The 21017-nt window shown below is 43.0% G+C and carries 15 protein-coding genes; 9 read left to right on the top strand and 6 right to left on the bottom strand.

The window, feature by feature from the left end:
- On the bottom strand, positions 1 to 3368 hold a 3368-nt coding region (locus AAA942_RS09595; RefSeq protein ID WP_445083337.1), incomplete at its 3' end, for a DUF7507 domain-containing protein.
- A 1065-nt stretch (positions 3369 to 4433) separates the two neighbouring features.
- On the opposite strand from AAA942_RS09595, the gene AAA942_RS09600 reads away from it, so the two are divergent.
- Positions 4434 to 5861 (top strand): aldehyde dehydrogenase family protein, encoded by a 1428-nt coding sequence (locus AAA942_RS09600; protein ID WP_338220041.1) that lies wholly within the window; start codon positions 4434 to 4436, stop codon positions 5859 to 5861.
- A gap of 1 nt (position 5862) precedes the next feature.
- Positions 5863 to 6723 (top strand): alpha/beta hydrolase, encoded by an 861-nt coding sequence (locus AAA942_RS09605; protein WP_338220042.1) that lies wholly within the window; start codon positions 5863 to 5865, stop codon positions 6721 to 6723.
- Positions 6724 to 6757: 34 nt separating this feature from the next.
- Here the strand turns inward: AAA942_RS09605 and AAA942_RS09610 are convergent, their stop codons facing one another.
- On the bottom strand, positions 6758 to 6991 hold the full coding sequence (locus AAA942_RS09610; protein ID WP_338220043.1) for a hypothetical protein: 234 nt from the start codon (positions 6989 to 6991) through the stop codon (positions 6758 to 6760).
- Positions 6966 to 7568, bottom strand: a complete 603-nt coding sequence (locus tag AAA942_RS09615) for an RNA polymerase sigma factor (RefSeq protein ID WP_338220044.1) — start codon at positions 7566 to 7568, stop codon at positions 6966 to 6968. The genes AAA942_RS09610 and AAA942_RS09615 overlap by 26 nt, the downstream gene beginning before the upstream one ends.
- Positions 7569 to 7902: 334 nt before the next feature.
- On the opposite strand from AAA942_RS09615, the gene AAA942_RS09620 reads away from it, so the two are divergent.
- From AAA942_RS09620 to AAA942_RS09630, 3 genes are read left to right on the top strand one after another with little or no spacing between them, the layout of a single operon-like run.
- Positions 7903 to 8250: a DUF3127 domain-containing protein gene (locus tag AAA942_RS09620; RefSeq protein WP_338220045.1), complete on the top strand. Its 348-nt coding sequence runs from the start codon at positions 7903 to 7905 to the stop codon at positions 8248 to 8250.
- 39 nt (positions 8251 to 8289) lie between these two features.
- Positions 8290 to 8748 carry a hypothetical protein gene (locus AAA942_RS09625; protein WP_338220046.1) on the top strand — a complete coding sequence of 153 codons (459 nt, stop codon included), beginning with the start codon at positions 8290 to 8292 and terminating at the stop codon, positions 8746 to 8748.
- A gap of 51 nt (positions 8749 to 8799) precedes the next feature.
- On the top strand, positions 8800 to 9906 hold the full coding sequence (locus AAA942_RS09630) for a DUF4221 family protein (RefSeq protein ID WP_338220047.1): 1107 nt from the start codon (positions 8800 to 8802) through the stop codon (positions 9904 to 9906).
- 12 nt (positions 9907 to 9918) lie between these two features.
- On the opposite strand, the gene AAA942_RS09635 is transcribed toward AAA942_RS09630, so the two are convergent.
- The 3 genes from AAA942_RS09635 to AAA942_RS09645 form a co-directional block, all read right to left on the bottom strand.
- A complete protein-coding gene (locus AAA942_RS09635; RefSeq protein ID WP_338220048.1) occupies positions 9919 to 11490 on the bottom strand; it encodes an Rne/Rng family ribonuclease in 1572 nt (523 codons plus the stop codon).
- 186 nt (positions 11491 to 11676) lie between these two features.
- Positions 11677 to 12510: a tetratricopeptide repeat protein gene (locus tag AAA942_RS09640; RefSeq protein ID WP_338220049.1), complete on the bottom strand. Its 834-nt coding sequence runs from the start codon at positions 12508 to 12510 to the stop codon at positions 11677 to 11679.
- A gap of 18 nt (positions 12511 to 12528) precedes the next feature.
- A complete protein-coding gene (locus AAA942_RS09645; protein ID WP_338220050.1) occupies positions 12529 to 12837 on the bottom strand; it encodes an HU family DNA-binding protein in 309 nt (102 codons plus the stop codon).
- Positions 12838 to 12982: 145 nt separating this feature from the next.
- Between AAA942_RS09645 and mutY the strand changes: the two genes are divergently transcribed.
- From mutY to gltB, 4 genes are all read left to right on the top strand, one after another.
- A complete protein-coding gene (gene mutY, locus AAA942_RS09650; RefSeq protein ID WP_338220051.1) occupies positions 12983 to 14032 on the top strand; it encodes an A/G-specific adenine glycosylase in 1050 nt (349 codons plus the stop codon).
- A 40-nt stretch (positions 14033 to 14072) separates the two neighbouring features.
- The gene (locus AAA942_RS09655) at positions 14073 to 14525 is read left to right on the top strand and encodes a single-stranded DNA-binding protein (protein ID WP_338220052.1); all 453 of its coding nucleotides are present in this window, start codon (positions 14073 to 14075) and stop codon (positions 14523 to 14525) included.
- Between the two features lie 72 nt (positions 14526 to 14597).
- Positions 14598 to 15947: a gliding motility-associated protein GldE gene (gene gldE, locus AAA942_RS09660; protein WP_338220053.1), complete on the top strand. Its 1350-nt coding sequence runs from the start codon at positions 14598 to 14600 to the stop codon at positions 15945 to 15947.
- 578 nt (positions 15948 to 16525) lie between these two features.
- The gene (gene gltB, locus AAA942_RS09665) at positions 16526 to 21016 is read left to right on the top strand and encodes a glutamate synthase large subunit (RefSeq protein ID WP_338220054.1); all 4491 of its coding nucleotides are present in this window, start codon (positions 16526 to 16528) and stop codon (positions 21014 to 21016) included.
- The last annotated feature ends 1 nt before the right edge of the window (position 21017 follow it).

The raw sequence follows: 21017 nt of genomic DNA on the forward strand, positions 1-21017 counted from the left end.
GCTATCGTCGCAATCTTATCGTCTGTTACACTGAACGGTCCTGCCAAGGTCACATTGCCGCTGTTGGTGATCACGTAGTTGTAAACCACCACGTCGTCTACCGCATCATATGGATCTCCGGATACCACCTGCTTGTCCAAGGTCAACGCAAAATCTTTACACAATTCTACTACAGTCTTATAATCATTCCCCCCAGGGATTGCATCATTGAAAGTACCTGATAGGTCATCTACTATAGTTTGCCCAAAAAGAGAAGTAACAGTAGCTTGATTTTCTACAAAACCTGCTTCAATATCAGCTTGAGCGATCACATAGTCCACTGTGTAAACCCAAATCTCTGTAGTTCCCAAAATTCCATCTTCTCCAACGTCTCCGTTAGGATCACCGAAGGCTAGAACCGGATTCGGAGCTTCAAAAAGTGGATCAGAAAGAATGATAGAAGTCAGAGGTACATTTCCTCTGTTATATAAACTGAAGGTGTATCTAATAATATCCCCCGCAAATGGACAGTCACTTGGACCGTCAATAATTATTTCACCTTCTTTAACCAACTCAATTGCCGGTTTTGGACATTCTTGAGGATTTGTGGAAACGGTATCTTTTTTCACATTACCACATACAGATGGCAAGGTAAATTCTACAGAATTGGCAGTAGTAGTCAAGACATAGTCTATAGTCGAGCCAGCAGCCAGGGTAATACTACCACTTCCGGAACCACCAACGGCTGCCCAAGCAACATTCACTGAAAAGCTATTTGGATTGGAAATGCTAAATACCCTTTCGGTAGTTGGATTGTCAGTACATACCGCCGTGTAAGTAGGGGTGGCGATACATCGGTCAGGGCATGAAGCTTTGGTCGCGGTCTTGATTTGACCTGCTTCATTCACCCAGCTAATAATCATAGTATTAGCTCCAGACTCAGTATTGGTATCAAAGAATATTTCGTCATTTGCAGGTACTACAAAACTTCCATTTTGAGCACCTCCATTATTCAAGGTCCAGTTGACAGTGACTGCAAAAGTATTTGGATTTCTAATTCTCCATCTTCTTGAAGCAGTGGGGTCATCTGAGCAGAAGGATGTCAATAATATATCCGTCAAGCACTGCACAACCGAAATACTAACTTGTACCCTTGGACTTTCACATTCACCGACTTTCGTCTGCGTAACCCAAACAGAAGAAGTCCCTACTACACTTCTTGATACAGTAGGTGCGGTAGTGGTTCCATCATTAGAAGTGGCCGTGGAATAATAGGTAAGGGTGTAGCCAGATAGTGCAGTTACATTGTACCCAATGGTTCCACTACCTACTCTACAAATAGTCTGATTAGTGACTGTGGGGGCTGGAGCGGTAGAAGGCTGTGGATTGATCACTGCCTCGGTGGCTGCACTGATACAGCCCGATGCATTCTTCACTTTAATCTGATAGGTGCCCGGAGCTAATCCAGTGAATTCATTGGAAGCTTGGAAGGTCACTCCATTGTCTTTCGAGTACATGCCATCTGTAATGGCTGTCACCACGATGCTGCCAGTAGCTTCTGTACATGTAGGCTGAGTCAAGCTTACCTGAGGGGCTACAGGTGTGGCCGGCTGGCCACCTATTGTATAAGGTGACGAAACAACACAAATAGTTCCAATGGTCCTGGCATAAAGACTTCCCATGCTATTGGCTGGAAGATTAAGTACCTCATTTCCTGAGATAATTGAGCTTGCCCCAAAATTTTGATCCAAAGAATACTCCACTCCATTCTCTCTAACAAATGAAAATCCGCCTGTCGGTTCGGTACAGGTTGGTGGTATTGGGGTGATGGTAGGAGGTATCGGAGTTACCGGCTGTGCACCAATCGTGTACGGTGTAGAAACTACGCAATTGATGCTTCCAATTACTCTAGCATAGACTCTACCAGAACTACCTGCAGGCAGGCCACTGGCTACGTTGTTTTGAATTAATGTTGAAAAATCAGAGGTTAACGAATATTGAAAATTAGGATCAGGATTAGTAATGGTAATTGCGCCAAACGCACTCTCACAGGTAGGAGGACTTGATACCTCAACCATAGGAATATGGTTACTCGGATAAGTAATGTTTTCTATACGTGTAATCGAAACAGGAGGGGATTGGGAATCCACCACCACTACACGTACTTGAGTGGCGGATGTATTAGAATATACAGTAGTTGCATTTGGAGAGGCAGAGACACCGGAAGACGTAAAGTCTATTGTCCCATTATTATCAAAATCCCACTGGTAGGAGGTATAAGGCTTCACTCCACCATTAACTATAGCAGTATAATTAAAGGTATAATTCGTCCCATCGAAACAAGAAGTAGAACTAATATCCGCTGATAAAGGAGAGGCCACAAAAATGCCCCCAAAGCACTCGGATTGAGCTTTGTTATAATCAGTACATTTGGTAGGAACAGAATTATTATTTGTTTTCCAAACAACCACTCCATTCTCAAGCTTAAGCTGGTCTCCACAATTCCAAATGAAGGAATCGGTCAAAACTCTTACAACTACTCCAGAACCGGAATTGATCGTACCGAGAAAAGAATTAATCTTAATAGGGGTAGGATTATTCCCAATAAAGAGATCCGCAAACAATCTAGTCTCAAAGCGAGAGGCATTGGAATTCTGCTGAATCTGAACTGCGATGTATACTTCTTGTGAATTTCCAACTTCACATGTTTTGTTGGATATAGGGTTTCCCAACCGATCACTTAAGTATACCGCAGGGAAGTTTAGATTATTTGTGGTGCAATTGTATTGATCAGGAGTGCATTGAGGAAAATCTGGATCTGTATTATTCACCACTCTCACTGTGACAGTGGTACGATCTTTACCACCATCGACTAGATCTGTGATCTCATATTCGAATGTATATATCCCCTCGGGGGTCCCCGGAGGGACATCCAGTTGCCCAGTCACCACATTCAAAACCAAAGGCCCTCCATTAGTAGAGAGCACATTATTAGTATCAAAAATTTGAGTAGAAACCTGACTTGAAGGGTTGGTCAAAACCTGACCGTTAATTTCATCATTGGAATAAATATTCAATGCATTGTTAGCACCTGTAAAACTAAAAATCGGCCCAGCATTGTCAGGAGCAGCGGATATTTGGTTGGTAAAAAAGACAAATTTTCCATCTGCTTGCCCAATGTCATTTACCTGAAATCCATAAATCGGAGGTAAAATTGGACTAGTTGGATTTTGCTCAAACAATAAAGGTGAGAAAACTACCAAATGCTGCGGCTGAGACGTATTGTCAAATTGATGATGGATACCTGTATTCCATTGATATCCCCTTATTTGAACTTTTCGTGCTCCTGGGATTACATTTCCATTTTTATCTAAGGCAACAAGGTCCAAATCAGAATTACCGAATCGTTCAGTGACTAAGATATAACCCGATTCAGGTATTTCATTTGGGTACAAAAGTTTTACGAATGGCTGACCACTTGCGATTATGTTTGTTCCATCAATAGACCAGTAGGAACGCAGGTCTGGTACTGAAACTACATTTCCAAGATCTGTTAAAAAGGCTCCGAGGGGGGTGTGCGGCGTCTGAGCAGCAAGTGAAGCATCATCGAAGTTAATTACCCTCACCTCGGTGTTAAACGTATTATTGCCGAGCTTAGCATTAGCACTGCTTGCAGTAGGTCTTCTGGAAGTCGCAAATAAAGTTCGATTGCCAGAACCTGTATTAATTACCACTTCTTCAATGACTGCCTTTTGATTGGTCTGTTGATTATTGAATTGGTTAGGAAAAGTTACATTTTGAGTGGTATTTGACCCGATTTTCACTTTCATACTCACAATTGGGACCCTATTCGAAGTCCCAGTCACAGTCACAGTACCTGTCTGCGCTTGAATCAATTGGAAAAACCCAATTCCAATGGTAAAAATGAGCCAGAGGGATAAAAATCTGACAAATCCGGATGAGTTTCCGACCTGCTTACTCTTTTCAACGGTTGTTGAAAACAGGTTGAATTGACTAGTGGATAAAATGTCCATATCGTTAGTATTTAAATTTTTCGAGTTCGTAATTGTGTTGCTATACTTTGCTCATTTTCAGATTTTTACCCTATTTCAAAACTCTTTTTTCAGGTAGAAATCTCCTTTTATCATCTGATCAATGCCAGTTTAAAGACTGGGCACTGACACTCATTACTATAATTTTGCCATAAAAATACACTTTTATGTTTTTCATATGCAAGCCTTTTTTCAAATATTTTGATACGTAATGCAATTTTTTTTATGTGAAATGATTTTTTTTATCTCCAAAACACATTTTTGTTTAACTTTTGATCAATTAGGTTAAACAATAGCCAGACTTAGCTTTACAACAACCTTCACTAAAAATTTTTGAAGGAATCCCTATCCTAATTCTTATTCTTCCAGTAACTTGATTTCAGAATTATTCTTTAAAAACCTATGATTAGCACCCCGGATCCTATTCACTCCACCTTGGAAGATCTCCTTACCACTATGCGTCCCACTTCTTTGGCCTGGAGGTCTTCTTCTGCAAATGATCGAATCCAAAGGTTAAATGCTATCCGAAACTGGATAAAAGAGCACCAAAAGGAAATAAGACTGGCTCTTTGGAATGACTTTCAAAAACCAGAAGTCGAAACCGACCTCTCAGAAATCTATCCGGTCACTTCTGAGATTACCCACGCGATCAAAAATCTAAAGTCTTGGATGAAGGCCAAATCTCTGCCATCCCCTTTGGCCATGCTTGGCACCAGCGCGAGGGTACAATTTGAGCCAAAAGGGGTTTCATTGATCATCTCCCCTTGGAATTACCCATTCAATTTAGCGATTGGCCCCTTGGTTTCCGCTCTTGCAGCAGGCTGTCCTGTAGTACTTAAACCTTCAGAACTCACTCCCCATACCTCGGCCCTGATTGAACAGATGATATCAGAAATTTTCAAGAAAGATGAGGTAACTGTTGTTCAGGGAGATGCGTCAGTTGCTCAAGCTCTTTTGAATTTACCCTTTGACCATATTTTTTTCACAGGTAGTCCTCAGATCGGGAAAATTGTGATGGAAAATGCATCCAAGCATCTGACATCTGTCACTTTGGAACTTGGAGGAAAATCCCCAGTTGTCGTTACAGAATCCGCAGATTTGAAAGATGCTGCTCAAAAAATCATCTATGGTAAACTGGTCAACTGTGGGCAGACCTGCGTAGCCCCGGATTATATTCTGGTCCAAGAGTCCAAACTTGACCTACTTCTGTCTGAATTGAAAGTAGCCATTCAGCAGATGTATGATGCTGATTTCAAAGGAATAGAAAATTCCAAAGACTTAGCCAGAATAGTCAACGACCGACACTTTGCCAGGTTAAAATCCTATCTGGATGATGCGGCCCAAAAAGGTGCAAAAGTGGCCTTCGGTGGAAAATCAAACCCTCATCACCGCTTTCTGGAGCCTACTCTCCTGACCCATATCACCGAGGAAATGGACATCGCTCATGAGGAAATTTTTGGGCCAATCTTACCGATTATTCCCTATCAGACTATCGAGGACGCAATAAACTATATCAACCGCAAACCAAAGCCTCTCGCATTGTATGTATTTGATAAGTCAAAAACCTATGAGCAAGTACTGGAAAAAACCAGCTCCGGAAATGCAGTCATCAATGATTGCGTGCTTCACTTTATCCACAACGAACTGCCTTTTGGAGGAGTAAATACCAGCGGAATAGGAAAAGCACACGGGCATTATGGATTTTTGGCTTTCAGCAATGAAAAAGGAGTGCTCAAGCAACGAATCGGATACAATAACGCTACCCTTCTCAGGCCACCTTATGGAGTCAAGGCCAAGAAAATAGTGGAATCCTTAATCAGATGGTTTTGATATGAATCGAAAATTCTTCCTTTTTAGATCTTTTTGGATCGTATTATTCCTGAGCCTGGCATGGGCATGTAGCTCAGATCCGGAGCCCACTCCAGATTTTTTGCCAGCCAGAGAGCTCTTGGACCAAGCCTATGGGACTAATACCCGTCAAAAGCTGGATGTCTATCTTCCTGCCGGAAGAAGCCAGACCTCTACCCCATTGCTTGTTTATATTCATGGAGGAGCGTGGATTGACGGAGACAAAAGTGAGTTTTTACAATTCAAACCGGTATTGGATAATCTTTTCCCCGAGTATGCCTTTGTTTCAGTTAATTACCGCCTTTACGACTTCATTACCGGAAACAATAAGTTTCCGGCCCAAGAGGCGGACATTATCTCAGTCTTTGAATTCATCAATGAGAATCTCGCCGATTGGAACATTTCCGATCGCATCATCATTTCAGGTGCCAGTGCCGGTGGACACCTAGCCCTGCAGCATGCTTACCGCAATGACTTCTCCAATATTGAAGCAGTGGTGGCCTTTTTCCCTCCTACAGAGCTGAAGGAACTCCATGCATTCAATACGATTACAGCCTTGGGTTTGGAAAGTATTCTAGGAGGAAAGCCCGACCAAATCCCCCAAGCCTATCTGGATGCCAGCCCTGTAACCCATTTGGATCCAAATGATCCACCTACCATATTTTTCCATGGGGATATAGATACCGTAGTTCCGATTTCCCAAAGTGAGCTACTTGAAGAAAACCTAAATTTGAATGGGATAAACCATCAATTCACCCGTGTGCCCAATCAGGGGCATGGTTTTACAGACGAGACCTATCGAAACCTGCTACAGCAGGCAAGGGATTTTATAGACGCATTATAAAAGAAAACCCCGCAATCGCGGGGTTACCGGTTCTTTAGACTTTTTGTAGTCCCGTAGAATGGGCCAGCGATTTGATGGCTTTCACTACTTTTTCCGATGGCTTCAGGGTTACCTGATTTAAGTTCTCTATCGTGCTCAGCAGGTCTAGATATTCTTGCATCAGGGAATCATCGCTGTGCAAGGCTTGCATTAAGAGTTCTTGTTCACCCTCGGTCATTTCCCGGTAGATATATCTTACCAGGTCATTTGGGGTAAAAGGTTTTGTCATAGGCAATATTTAGTTGTTTCATTTTTTTTCTGAGATGGATTAGTGCATAGCGCATTCTTCCCAAAGCCGTATTGATACTTACACCTGTCTTCTCGGCAATTTCCTGAAAACTCATATCCATGTAATGCCTCATCACCAATACCTCTTTTTGAGCTTCCGGCAATTCTTCAATCAGTCTTTTGACCAACTCAATGGTATCTTCCTTGATCCTCAGATCCTCAATGGTGGATTCAGCAAATTTCAAGGAGTTGAATACATTGCTGCCATCTTCCATTAATATGGTAGGATATCGCTTACTTTTTCTAAAATAGTCAATGGCAAGATTATGAGCTATTCTCATAATCCAAGGCTGAAATTTACCTTCCTCTGTATATCGGTCCGACTGCAAGGTCTGAACTACCTTTACAAATACATCCTGCAAAAGGTCTTCCGCTACCTTTTGGTCTTTTACAATGAGAAAGATGGTAGTAAATACCCTGCCTTGATACCGATCTACCAGGAGATCAAATGCTGCTTCACTTCCGTTGCGATACTGAGCGATCAATTCACTGTCCAATGGACCTTTTCGCTTATTCATATGTAGTTGGTTTTTGTACAACGTAGAAGTCTAAGCCATAGTATCTTTTTAGCGGGTGATGAAAAATTTTTTTTAAGGGCAATTTGAATTGGGCCATTAATCTAGCCTGATTTTTTTGAAATAATCAAGCCCAAGTACAAATTCAATAGGAAATTCTATTTTTTTCGGTTTAATGAAATTTTATCCTCAAAAACTGGCTAAATCTTCCCACCCGTCTTAAGAAGCACAAAAAAATTGTTAAAATTTAGATCAGACCAACCTTTATCTTACCCTTTTTATCCCGATAAATCCGACTCAATTCTTACCTTCGTGAAAGAGAAAAAGAAAAACAACGATGGAATTAAGCGGAAAAATTATCAATCAACTTCAGGAGGTCAGCGGAAATTCAAAGAGCGGAAATGCCTGGAGAAAACAAGAATATATCCTCGAAACAGGAGGACAATATCCCAAGAAAGTCTGTGTGGCCATTTGGGGAGATAAGATCGATCAGTTTGCTCTCAAGGTGGGTGAGCAGGTTACTTTGGGAATAGATGTAGAAAGTAGAGAATACAATGGAAGATGGTATACCGAAGTCAAAGCCTACAAAGTAGACCGTACGGGAGCTTCCAATGGACCTGCTTCTTCCATTCCTGAAGTAGACACATTCTATTCCGAAAGCGAAGAGGATAAGCTTCCGTTTTAATTTAGACCCTATCAGGTACTTTTTAACTTAATTTTTACGATGTGGGACGACTTTGACAAAGATGATGAATGGGATGATGAGGAAGAATTTGACCCCAAGTCCATGCGGGATCAGATTTTTTCTCATCCTTTGATGAAAAAGGGGAACGAGATTGTATCCCTGACCCATGCGCTGGTTGGGAGCCTTGATGAGGCCCGAAAGGAACTTTACGGCGGAATGATGATGGAAGATGCCACGGTCATCTGTGCCAAATTTGCCGGAGCGGAGGGGGTCAATGATTATGTGCTGAAGATGGAAAATGCCACAATCATGAAGGTCCATGCCCGACACCTCAACTCCATGACTTACCAGCTTGCCATGGAAGAAACCCATGCAGAAGAGCATCTAAATTTACTTCGGGAACTTATTGCTGAATTTAAAGTACTTTTTGTCGAGTGGGTGAAGGGATTTGACTCGACCGAGAGATACGATGATGGTTGGGGCTTGTTTATAGATTAGGTTTTTGACTAAGTCATTTTTTTTCTACGTTTAGAAAAATGATCTATACAGATGAAGTATCTAATCTATTTCTATTTTTCACTTTTACTCTTTGCTTGCACTTCTTCTGAAAACTCCAGGGAAATCCAATTTCTTCAACTTTCTGATTTGATTGTTGATACCCTTTATCTCGAAAAAGATACACTTACCAAAAATCTGGGGATCAATTTCACTCACTTCCAAACTGACTCAGGGGAAGTTCTTTTAACCTTTAATAAATATCGACTCCTCACCTACAGCTTTCCGGAAGGGAAACTACTCAACTCAGTTAAATTTGAAAAAGAAGGCCCTGACGGAATTGGTGGCTTTGTGACTGGAGACTTTATTGATCAGAACTCCATTTATTTCCTTTCCCAGCAAAAGGAGCTTATAAAAGCAAATCTTAAGGGAAAAGTAATCCAAAGATGGGATTTTCCTGAAGTTCCTGAAGGGAGATTGTACCACAATTACGGAACCTACCTTTTTAATAGGATCCAAAAGTCAGGTGAAAAGCTTTTTTTCATGGATGTGCCTTACGTTTTCAAAGAGGAGCTCTTTGACTATGATAAATGGGGGATCACATTCGACCTCGAAAAGGAACAGTTTGATTATTTTCACTTTAGCTACCCAAAAGAAATCTTAAACTTCTTGGAAGATGATCAATTGGGCCTGTTTAGTCACATCTACAATGAATGGACCGATGAGCATTTGGTTTCCTTTTCCATCTCCGATTCCCTTCTGAAGATAAAAGACCAAAAACAGACTTGGCATCCGGGTCGTACCCTAGAAAAGCTCAACTTTTTAAAGGGAACAACTTCACAGAGAGGAGAATACACCGTTTTTCAACCCAACCACGAGAGTAGCAAATACGAGGCCTTGGATCTTGCTACTCAATCCCAAAAAGTGATACGACGAGTTAGAGTGAAAGGACCGACAATTGAGAATCCTGAACAGGAAAGAAAAAAATTAATCGTTTTTGATTACAATCTTAACAAAGAGGCAGAATTGGATTTGAATCCAGCTGAGATGGACTCCTATGGATTCAATACTCCCTTGGGATACGTAGTCACCCTTCATACAATGACTACGGATGATCTAGTATCATTTGCTGTTTTGGACTTTTCAAAAATCAACCCATAAAAAAAGCGGGGCTTATTCAGCCTCGCTTTTTGTTTTTAGTTCGATTTCTTCTCCAGATTCATCAAGGAATCTGTATTCCGTCACAGGTAGGGAAGAATCTTTGATCAGTTTTATCCATTTGTAGTACTTGAAAAACCACTTCACCCTTCGGCTAATCAGGCCATTGGTGAAGTATGCGTGCAGATAGGGATGCAACCCAATGTGTATATTTTCCACGTTTTGGATGGTGGCCATGTGCTCGAGATCATTTTCAAGCTTATCTGCCACCAAAATTGAAGCTTGTATTTTTCCAGTACCATTACAGGCTGGACAGACTTCTTTGGTCACAATGTTTACTTCAGGACGTACCCGCTGCCGGGTGATTTGCATCAATCCGAATTTGCTCAATGGCAACACGGTATGCTTGGACCGGTCAGACTTCATTTCTTGCTGCATGGCTTCATAGATGGCCTTTTTATTCTCGGCCCGTTTCATGTCTATGAAGTCCACCACAATAATCCCTCCCATATCCCGGAGGCGAAGCTGTCTGGCGATCTCCTTGGCAGCAACCAAATTGGTTTTTAAAGCAGTCGATTCCTGATCGCTTTCCTGATTGGACTTGTTTCCGCTGTTTACGTCAATGACGTGAAGGGCTTCTGTATGCTCGATGATCACATACCCTCCCTGAGGAAGGCTCACCGTCTGTCCAAAGAGGCTTTTGATTTGCTTCTCTATTCCAAAACTTTCAAATAGCTTGGCTTTACCGTTGTAAAGCTTGACAATTTTTTCTTTTTCAGGCGCTATGGTCCTGATGTAGGATTTAATCTGATCGTAGGTAGATTCTTCTTCTACGGTGATTGCGTCGAATGATTCATTGAGCAGGTCTCTTATAAGTGAGGAGGCCATACTCATCTCTCCGATGATTTTGTCCCGGCTTTTGGCTTTCAGCAGCTTCTTCATGCCTTCTTCCCAAGTAGTGAGAAGGTTTCGAAGGTCTTTGTCGAGTTCCGTCACGGACTGTCCTTCGGCCACTGTTCGGATGATTACTCCGAAATTGGCAGGCTTGATGGAGTTGATGAGTCTGAGTAGCCTTTTTCGCTCTTCGCTGCTTCTGATTTTCTTGGACACATTGACAGTATCTGAGAAAGGAACCAGTACAAGATAACGACCGGGCAGAGAGAGCTCACAGGATAGTCGGGGGCCTTTTGTAGATATCGGTTCTTTGACTACCTGAACCAGCACTTGATTGGTCTTGGAAAGAATCTTGTCGATCTTTCCGACTTTTTCTATTTCGGGTTCATTGTCAAAGCCCTTGAGCAGGTAGCTGTTGTAGTTATTGTTTCTCACCATTTTGGTGAACTTCAACAGGCTGTTGACATTTGGGCCTAGGTCTTGATAATGCAGAAAAGCATCTTTTTCGTATCCGACATCAATGAAGGCTGCATTCAGCCCATTGACAATCTTTCGGACAGTACCCAGATAAATGTCACCTACTTTAAACTGATTCTCCATTCCTTCGGAATGGAGTTCGACCAGTTGTTTATCATTCAGTAGGGCTATTCGACTTCCATTTTGAGCAGAATCGATTAACAATTCCGTACTCAAAATCTCTGTTTATTACTATGTAAATGAACGTTGATGATTACTCAAACAAGCAATCGGAAGTCAATTACTTCTTCTTGTGTCTGTTTTTTCTCAGTCTTTTCTTACGCTTGTGAGTAGCAATCTTATGTCTCTTTCTTTTTTTACCGCAAGGCATAGTCTTTAAGGTTTAGATGTGAAATACTGATTTTATAGCCTGTCAAGGTAGCTCTGAATACTGCTGAGAATCATCGGATCCTCGGTCATGTTCTTCACTGCCTCAAACTGTGCTTTCGCTTTGTTTTTTTCTTTGGATTCGAAATAGCTGACTCCCAAATAAAACTGCCCCTGCAAATTGTCAGGGTGATATTTGATCAGCTCTTCAAATCGCTCCACTGCTTTATTGTACTGTCCGGACTGCATGGAGAGAATACCCATGTTGAATAACCCATCCTCATTTTGAGGATCCTGTTCCAATATTTCCCTCATCATACTAATTCCCTGCATGGGATTGGAGGAGGAGACATAGGTCATCGCGATTTTTGTCTTCAGATCCAGACGGGAGGGATTCTTAGCCAATACCTTTTCCAGGTAATTTCTGGTTTTTTCAGCCAGCTTTTCCACTTTGGCTTTATCCAGAGCAAAACTGAAAGCCTCATAGTTTGCCTTACCTGCCTCTTCAGCCAGAAAGAGGTTAGCAGGCAACAAATCAGCTGCTTCACTCCAGTAATAAGCTGCACTGTCAAACAATCCTTCTCCTTTATACAATTCTGCCAAAACCTGAGCTGCAGCAACTTTCTCTTCATTTTCAGTTGCATTTGCATACATCTGCTTGAGTTGGTCAGCCTGAGTTCTGTTTTCAGCAGAAAGCTCATTCTCATGAAGCTCGGTAATTCCTTGGACTTGGGTCTCTTCTGAGTCCTCTGCAGCGCCCTCCATCTTTGCTCCGGTAGACTCATTATCTACCACCACTTTGGGAAGCGCGTAAAGACCCACTACTGCCAGAATTCCTGCTAAGATGAGAATGAGCTGTGATTTTTTCATGTCAAAGTCGCCTCAGACTTAGTCCTGAGGAGCCAATTCCTTGATTTTTTTGCTGGTTTTGATTTTCTCAATGAACACTTTTGAAGGCTTGAAAGCCGGGATGTAGTGCTCATCAATCACGATTGCCGTGTTTTTAGAAATGTTTCGGGCGATTTTCTTCGCTCTTTTCTTGTTGATGAAACTTCCAAAGCCTCTTACGTAGATATTTTCTCCCTCGGCCATGGAATCTTTTACTACTTTGAAGAACGCTTCAATGGATTGTGTCACATCGTCCTTTGCGATCCCGGTTTTATCGGAAATCTTGGTAATTACTTCTGCTTTAGTCACAGTGATTTTAATTTAGAAATTATGAAATAAGCTTAACAACCTATTAACCAAGTGTTTTTGGGACTGCAAATGTACGAGAACCAAAGCAATTAAAAAACAAATTGAAAAAAATTACCTTGGTTTGTATCAGAAATATTTAAACCGAATGAATACCAAATCTGCTGAATTTCAGGCTTTTCCCAATCAAATCATCCATTGGTATAAACAAAACCCAAGAGAACTTCCCTGGCGAGGAACCACCGATCCCTACCTGATTTGGCTCTCAGAAATCATTTTACAGCAGACCAGAGTCGCTCAGGGATTACCGTACTATTACGCCTTTTCCCAAGCATACCCAACAGTGAAAGACCTGGCACAAGCTCCTGAATCGGAGGTGCTCAGATTGTGGCAGGGACTTGGATATTATTCCCGGGCCAGAAATCTTCACGCCTGCGCCAAATGGATTTGGTTTGAAAATAGTGGGGAATTTCCCCAGACCTATGAGCAACTCCTACTATTAAAAGGTGTAGGTAGCTATACCGCGGCTGCAATAGCCAGTTTTGCATTTGGGGAAGCAAAGGCAGTAGTCGACGGGAATGTATTTCGCGTCCTCGCCAGATATTTTGGGTTGGACTCGGATATCAACTCGTCCAGGACCAAAAAAGAATTTGAAGCCTTGGCCAATCAGTTGATCCCAAAAGACAATCCCGCTGAGTTTAATCAGGCCATGATGGACTTTGGCTCCCGACAATGCACACCCAAAAACCCTTCCTGCGAAACCTGTCCTCTTGTAAAAACCTGTTTTGCTCATACCCACGGCCTGGTCAATCAGCTTCCGGTCAAAATCAACAAAGTCAAAATCAAGGACCGAAAGCTAAACTACCTAGTCATCAAATGCGGAACCGAATGGGTATGGAACAAAAGAAGCTCGGGAGATATTTGGGAGGGATTGCATGATTTTCCCCTTCAGGAAAAAACCAAAAACCTCCCTCCAGAAATAAGTGCTGGCAAACTTATTCCCAAAAGTTACAAGCATTTGCTGTCTCATCAGCGACTGGAAGCAGAGTTCACAGAAATAGAGTTTCCTGAGGAAAAGCGACACAACCTATATCAGTGGTGTGAACAGGAAGGATATCTACTCGTCGCAGAAAAGGAAATTGACGAACTGGCCAAGCCCAAATTGATCGTCAATTTTTTGAACGATCAGGGGATTTAAGTAAATTCAAATTCATTTTTAACCAAAAAAAGAAGAACAAATGGCTGGAGTCAATAAAGTAATTTTGATCGGAAATCTCGGGGCAGACCCCGAAGTCAAATATCTGGAAGGAGATAAAGTGGTAGCCAACATCAGTTTGGCAACGACTGAAGCATACAAAGATCGAAGTGGTAATCGGGTCGAACAGACCGAATGGCACGATTTGGAGCTTTGGGATCAGCAAGCAAAAATTGCCGAACAATACCTGAAAAAAGGCTCACAAATCTACGTAGAGGGCAAAATCAAGTCGGACAAGTGGCAGGACGAACAAGGGCAAAACCGAAAAAAAATCCGAATTCGAGTCCTCAACTTCACCATGCTAGGAGGAAGACCAGAAGGAGGAGGAGGAATGCCTCAATCCAATGAAATGTCCAGCCAAGCAGCCGCTCCAGCTAAATCAGCCCAACCTGCACCGGAAATGAAGGAAATAGAAGATGATGATCTTCCATTCTAAAAACCAACCGATTCCTCCGGATTTTACATTCGGAGGAATTACTTATTTTTGCAAAAACATTTAGTATCCCCGATGGACGACCCCTACCCGAGTTATCTTGTCATCGCACAGATTGTCGAGCTTTCTCCCAACTATTTCCTGATCAACGGGTTAGTTCTTATTTTTTTGTTGATCTGTTCCGCCTTGGTTTCCGGTTCTGAAGTCGCCTTCTTTTCATTGACCAATGATGAAATAGAAGACCTACGCGAAACAAACCCCACAAAAGGAAGAAAAATCAGTGCCCTGCTAGCCCATCCCAAAACCCTGCTCAGCACCATCCTCATACTTAACAACCTGATCAATATTGGGATAGTAACCCTGACGACTTTCCTTACCTGGTCCATCTTTGGAAATGATGCCTCTGGAATAGTAATTCTTTTGGTTCAAACCATAGGTGTCACTTTTGCCATTGTGTTTTTTGGAGAGATCGTACCAAAAGTCTATGCTAATCAGGCCAAACTTCAGTTTTCCATGGCTATGGCATCCATCCTTTCTTTTTTCACCTCCGTACTGAAGCCTTTCTCCTACCTACTGCTTGGATTTGGCAATTTGATTGAAAAAAGAATACAGCATAAAGGGTACTCTCTCTCTGTAGATGAGCTAAACCAAGCATTGGAAATCACTACCGAAGACACGCCTGAAGAAGAAAAAGAAATCCTGAGGGGGATCGTAAACTTTGGAACCTTGTCCGTCAAGCAAGTGATGAAAAGCCGACTGGAAATCACTGCGATAGATGTGGAAATGGACTTTCACCAACTCATGGACCGGATCAACAAAAGCGGCTATTCCAGAATTCCTGTCTATGAAGAGACGATAGATAATATCCTTGGCGTACTTTATATCAAAGATCTTCTTCCTCACATAGAAAAGGATGAAAACTTTGACTGGAAATCACTCACCCGGAAATGCTTCTTTATCCCTGAAAACAAAAAAGTAGATGCCCTTCTCAAGGATTTTCAGAAAATGAGGGTGCATATGGCGATTGTGGTAGATGAATACGGGGGCACTTCTGGCTTGGTGACTTTGGAGGATTTGATCGAGGAAATCATCGGAGAAATCAATGACGAGTTTGACGACGCCGAAGATTTCTTTTTCCAAGAAATAGATCAGGACACTTTTGTTTTTGAAGGTAAAGTGTCCCTCAATGATTTTTGTAAAAAGCTGGAGGTAGATTCTCAGATATTTGACGAAGTTAAAGGGGAAAGCGAGTCTCTGGGTGGACTGCTATTGGAGATCAACTCCAAACTTCCGAAAAACGGCACAAAAATCAATTACCTAGATTTTGAATTTACCGTTCTCGCCGTGGATGCCAGAAAGATCAAAAAGGTAAAAGTCCATATGAAAAATCACGGGAATAAAGAGGACGACAAATTCATGGATTAATCCATGTCCTGTAAACTCCGCCTTACTTTCCTATAAACAGAATTTTCTTTGCCTAAGGTCTGGCTATCGTCTTTATCTCTTCATCAGTTACGATAGCCGATTTTTTAAAGATTATACCATTCATTTCCCCAAATCCCCATTTCTTCTCCAGAAAAACAGAAGTTTGGCATTGAAAGGAGATGAAAGTCAATTTACCTAATTTTTATAGACTGATCATTCACCAATTTTTATTCTGAATTATGTCTATCCCATGAGGATTTATATCATCCAAGTGGCAAATGGGAGTAGAAAAAAATTTATGGTTCAAGAATTTTTTTTGAACAAAACCATTTTTCGAAAAATCTCAATTTTTCAATGCTAAATGACAGGATTTGAAAGCCTAGTTGGAGGTTAATTACATCTTTTCTTGAAAAATTGGCGAAAATTTATTCCCATTTTAAGATTATTAAAAAATCAAACAATCCAATTATTAGTCAATAATCCTTCATTTACAAAGCCCAATCATTGCTTAAATTTTAACAAAGGGAATTTTTTTTGTAATTTTTGGAAATTTTGAACCTATAAAAACCTAGAAAATAATGCAGCAAGGAATGTATCGGCCGGAATTTGAGCATGACTCATGCGGCATTGGTGCAGTGGTGGATTTGAGCAATACTCCTACTCATGAGACAATCAGCGATGCACTATATATGCTTAGCAATATGGAGCATCGAGGAGGGCGAGGATCAGATCCCAAAACAGGAGACGGAGCGGGGATTTCCATCCAAGTCCCACATGAATTTTTGAAAGATGTCACTGCCAGAACGGAAATCAACCTTCCCGAACCCGGCTCCTATGGAGTAGGGATGACCTTTTTCCCAAAAAACAAACAGCTATTCCTCAAATCAAAAGAGCTTTTGAATCAACTGATCGATCAGTTGGGGTTTGAATTGATCGGTTATCGAACTGTGCCTGTCGATGAAACCGTACCCGGCTCAGGAGCATTGGATGTGATGCCCAATATTGAGCAGCTTTTTGTAAGGCATAAGGACGGCCTTAGAGATATTGAGCTAGAGCGCAAGCTTTATATATTGAGAAACTACGCCACTTCCGAGATCAACTCCAAGATACCGGGGGTCAATCGCTCCTTTTATTTTGCGAGCTTGAGCAGCCGCACCTTGATATATAAAGGTCAGCTCAGAACCGATCAAGTATTACCGTTCTATAAGGACCTGCAAAACCCAAGGATCGAATCTGCTTTTGCAATCGTTCACTCCCGGTTTTCTACCAACACCTTCCCTAATTGGAGACTTGCGCAGCCTTTCCGCTTCTTGTCACACAACGGGGAAATCAACACCATCCGGGGTAATTTGAACAAAATGAAGTCCAAAGAGGCCTTGATGAAATCCAAGTTTTTCACCGAGGAGGAATTGGCCATGCTATTGCCAATCACGGACAAGCACAATTCTGACTCCGCCAATTTGGATGCCATGGTGGAGCTTCTCACTCTAAGCGGACGGTCCCTTCCCCACTCCATGATGATGCTCGTGCCAGAAGCCTGGCAGGACAACGAAGTGATGGATCGGGAAAGAAAGGCGTTCTATAAGTTTCATGCCTCCTTGGTGGAGCCTTGGGATGGTCCCGCAGCACTGCTTTTTACCGATGGAAAGTCCGTAGGAGCCACTTTGGACCGAAATGGACTGCGGCCTCTTCGCTATTTCATCACCCGTGATCAGAGACTCGTTCTTTCTTCGGAAGCCGGTGCACTTCCTATCCGGGAAGCCACTATCACCGAAAAGGGCCGAATAAGTCCAGGGAAAATGATTTGGGCTGACTTGGAAAAAGGAAGAGTATTGTTTGATGAAGAAGTGAAAGGGGAAATCTGCCGACAGCAGCCCTATGAAAAATGGGTCAATGAGAAGCGGACCAAGCTACGCTTTGTGCCGGATCCGGAAGAAATGGCTTTTCCTTACCAAAATGATAAGCTTAAAAAGTGTCAGACCGTATTCGGATATACTTCTGAGGAGCTTAAAGTGATCCTAAGTCCCATGGGGGACACTGGCTACGAACCGGTTGGATCCATGGGTGCGGACACACCGCTTGCTGTCCTTTCCAAGCAAAGCCAGCACATCTCCAACTATTTCAAGCAGCTTTTTGCACAAGTCAGCAACCCACCTATTGATCCTATCCGGGAACGACTGGTCATGTCCCTTTTCACCCGAATCGGTGAAGGTCATAACATTCTCGAAGAATCTCCTGAGCATACCAAGCAGATTCATATTTCACAGCCGGTTTTGCTTAATGAAGATTTGGAGAAAATCACCCTGATGGAACACTTGGGCTACCGATCTCAGCGGCTTTTTGGTCATTTCAGAGCAGACCATCAGCCAGGCAGACTTTTGGAGGCCATAGATAAGCTATGTCAGGAAGCTGAGGATGCGATCCATGAGGGGAAAAACGTCTTGATCATTTCCGACAGGAAAAGTTCTGAGGACTGGGCACCCATTCCCTCTCTTTTGGCAATCGGGGCAGTTCATCAGCATTTGGTCAGAAAGAAAATCCGAACCCGCGCAGGATTGGTATTGGAATCCGGGGATATCCGGGAAGTCCATCATTTCGCCACTGCCATAGGCTATGGTGTATCTGCAATCAACCCCTACCTAGCCTTGGAATCCCTTCTCCAACTCATGGAAAGCGGTCAGCTGCCAAAAGTGAAAGATCAAAAGACTCTTTTTGCCAACTATCAGGCGGCAATCGGAAAGGGTTTGCTCAAAGTCCTTTCCAAAATGGGAATCTCCACTCTTCAGTCCTATCAGGGTTCTCAGATTTTTGAGGCCATTGGTTTGGGGCCTGAGGTGATTGACCGTTGTTTTACCGGTACCATATCCCGTATCAGTGGGGTTTCTTTTGATGAATTGGCAGAGGAAGTTTTGGCAAGACACAGAGCTGCTTACGAGACCCATAGCCCTGTTTTGGAGACAGGTGGAGTCTATCAGTGGAAAAGACGGGGAGAGAAGCACATGTTCAATCCCGAAACCATCCATCTCCTTCAGAAATCCACCCGATTAGGCGACTACGAACTTTATAAAAAGTTTGCCTCCAAAATCAATGAGCAAACTACAGACGCACTGACTCTCCGAGGACTGTTCGAATTCAAAAAAAGAATCAGCATTCCATTGGATGAGGTAGAGCCTGAGGAGAATATACTCAAGCGATTTGCCACCGGAGCCATGTCCTTCGGCTCTATTTCTCATGAGGCACACACCACCTTGGCCATTGCTATGAACCGCATTGGTGCTAAGAGTAATTCCGGAGAGGGAGGGGAAGACGAAATTCGGTATCAGAGAAAAGAAAATGGAGACTGGGAGCGTTCAGCCATCAAGCAGGTGGCTTCCGGTCGATTTGGGGTGACTTCTCACTACCTCAGCAATGCCGAAGAAATCCAGATCAAAATGGCTCAGGGGGCCAAGCCGGGAGAAGGCGGACAGCTGCCGGGTCATAAAGTAGACGAATGGATCGGAAGAGTACGGCATTCTACCCCGGGAGTCGGGCTGATTTCCCCTCCTCCACATCACGACATTTACTCCATTGAGGACCTGGCTCAATTGATTTTTGACCTGAAAAATGCCAATCGTCAGGCTAGAATCAATGTAAAACTGGTATCTCAGGCAGGAGTGGGCACAGTAGCTGCAGGTGTGGCCAAAGCCATGGCAGATGTCATTCTAATCTCAGGCGCCGATGGAGGCACAGGAGCCTCTCCGCTCAGCTCTATCCGTCACGCAGGTCTTCCTTGGGAATTGGGCCTTTCAGAAGCTCATCAGACTTTGGTCAAAAATAACCTCCGAAGCCGAGTTGTCCTTCAGACTGACGGACAAATCCGAACCGGAAGGGACATTGCTATTGCTACTCTTTTGGGAGCGGAAGAATGGGGAGTAGCCACCGGTGCCTTGGTAGTAGAGGGATGCATCATGATGAGAAAATGTCATCTGAATACCTGTCCCGTGGGGATTGCCACTCAGAATCCAGATTTAAGAAGACTCTTCACCGGGGATCCCGACCATGTGGTCAATTATTTCCGATTCTTGGCTCAAGACCTTCGGGAAATCATGGCCTCTCTTGGGTTCCGTACCATTGACGAGATGGTCGGCCAAAGCCACGTGCTTCAGTCCACAGGGCATCTTAATCACTGGAAATGGGACAAGGTGGACCTTTCCCCTATTTTCCACCGAGTGGAAGTACCCGACCATGTGGGTATCCACAAGCAGATCGATCAGGAATTTGAACTCAACCAAGTTCTGGACCGACAGCTTATTCAAGTTGCCACCCCGGCATTGGAGCAAGCCATTCAGGTAGAATCCAACTTTCAGATCAAAAACACGGACCGATCAGTTGGAGCCATGCTATCTAACGAAATCTCCAAAATCTACGGAGGAGTGGGCTTGCCCGAAGACACCATTCATTACAAGTTTTCCGGCTCTGCTGGACAGACCTTTGGAGGATTCTTGGCCAAGGGAGTCAATTTTGAATTGGAAGGAGAAGCCAATGACTATTTTGGAAAAGGACTTTCCGGAGGAAAACTTATCGTGTATCCTAGTCGAAATGCCCGGTTTGCAGCCGAAGAAAATATCATCATCGGAAATGTGGCTTTCTATGGAGCTACTTCCGGTGAAAGCTATATCAACGGAAAAGGGGGTGAACGATTCTGCGTAAGAAACTCCGGAGTAAAAGCAGTGATCGAGGGTATCGGTGACCATGGATGCGAATATATGACCGGAGGATTGGTCATCAATCTCGGAGAGATCGGCCGCAATTTCGCCGCGGGGATGAGCGGTGGAATCGCCTACATTCTCAAAGAATACATCACTGAGATCAACACCGAAATGGTGGATCTGGACTTGATGGATGAGGAAGACCTCTCCACCATGAAGATTTACCTCAAGAGGCATGTCAAGCTGACCAACAGTAAACTAGGTCAGAAATTCCTCGACAATTGGGAGTCTGTGCAGGATCTCTTTATCAAGGTGATTCCTAGAGATTACAAAGCGGTATTACAGAAAAGAGCAGAAGAACAAGCAAAATCATTGGTTTAAG

The sequence above is a fragment of the Algoriphagus sp. oki45 genome, from assembly GCF_036245605.1.
In the GTDB taxonomy this organism is placed as follows: Bacteria; Bacteroidota; Bacteroidia; order Cytophagales; family Cyclobacteriaceae; genus Algoriphagus.

Coding starts and splice junctions, on each gene's coding strand:
- AAA942_RS09640 (WP_338220049.1), bottom strand. CDS start 12,510: ATGAAAAAATCACAGCTCATTCTCATCTTAGCAGGAATTCTGGCAGTA.
- mutY (WP_338220051.1), top strand. CDS start 12,983: ATGAATACCAAATCTGCTGAATTTCAGGCTTTTCCCAATCAAATCATC.
- gldE (WP_338220053.1), top strand. CDS start 14,598: ATGGACGACCCCTACCCGAGTTATCTTGTCATCGCACAGATTGTCGAG.
- AAA942_RS09655 (WP_338220052.1), top strand. CDS start 14,073: ATGGCTGGAGTCAATAAAGTAATTTTGATCGGAAATCTCGGGGCAGAC.
- AAA942_RS09600 (WP_338220041.1), top strand. CDS start 4,434: ATGATTAGCACCCCGGATCCTATTCACTCCACCTTGGAAGATCTCCTT.
- AAA942_RS09615 (WP_338220044.1), bottom strand. CDS start 7,568: ATGAATAAGCGAAAAGGTCCATTGGACAGTGAATTGATCGCTCAGTAT.
- AAA942_RS09605 (WP_338220042.1), top strand. CDS start 5,863: ATGAATCGAAAATTCTTCCTTTTTAGATCTTTTTGGATCGTATTATTC.
- AAA942_RS09610 (WP_338220043.1), bottom strand. CDS start 6,991: ATGACAAAACCTTTTACCCCAAATGACCTGGTAAGATATATCTACCGG.
- AAA942_RS09620 (WP_338220045.1), top strand. CDS start 7,903: ATGGAATTAAGCGGAAAAATTATCAATCAACTTCAGGAGGTCAGCGGA.
- AAA942_RS09630 (WP_338220047.1), top strand. CDS start 8,800: ATGAAGTATCTAATCTATTTCTATTTTTCACTTTTACTCTTTGCTTGC.
- gltB (WP_338220054.1), top strand. CDS start 16,526: ATGCAGCAAGGAATGTATCGGCCGGAATTTGAGCATGACTCATGCGGC.
- AAA942_RS09625 (WP_338220046.1), top strand. CDS start 8,290: ATGTGGGACGACTTTGACAAAGATGATGAATGGGATGATGAGGAAGAA.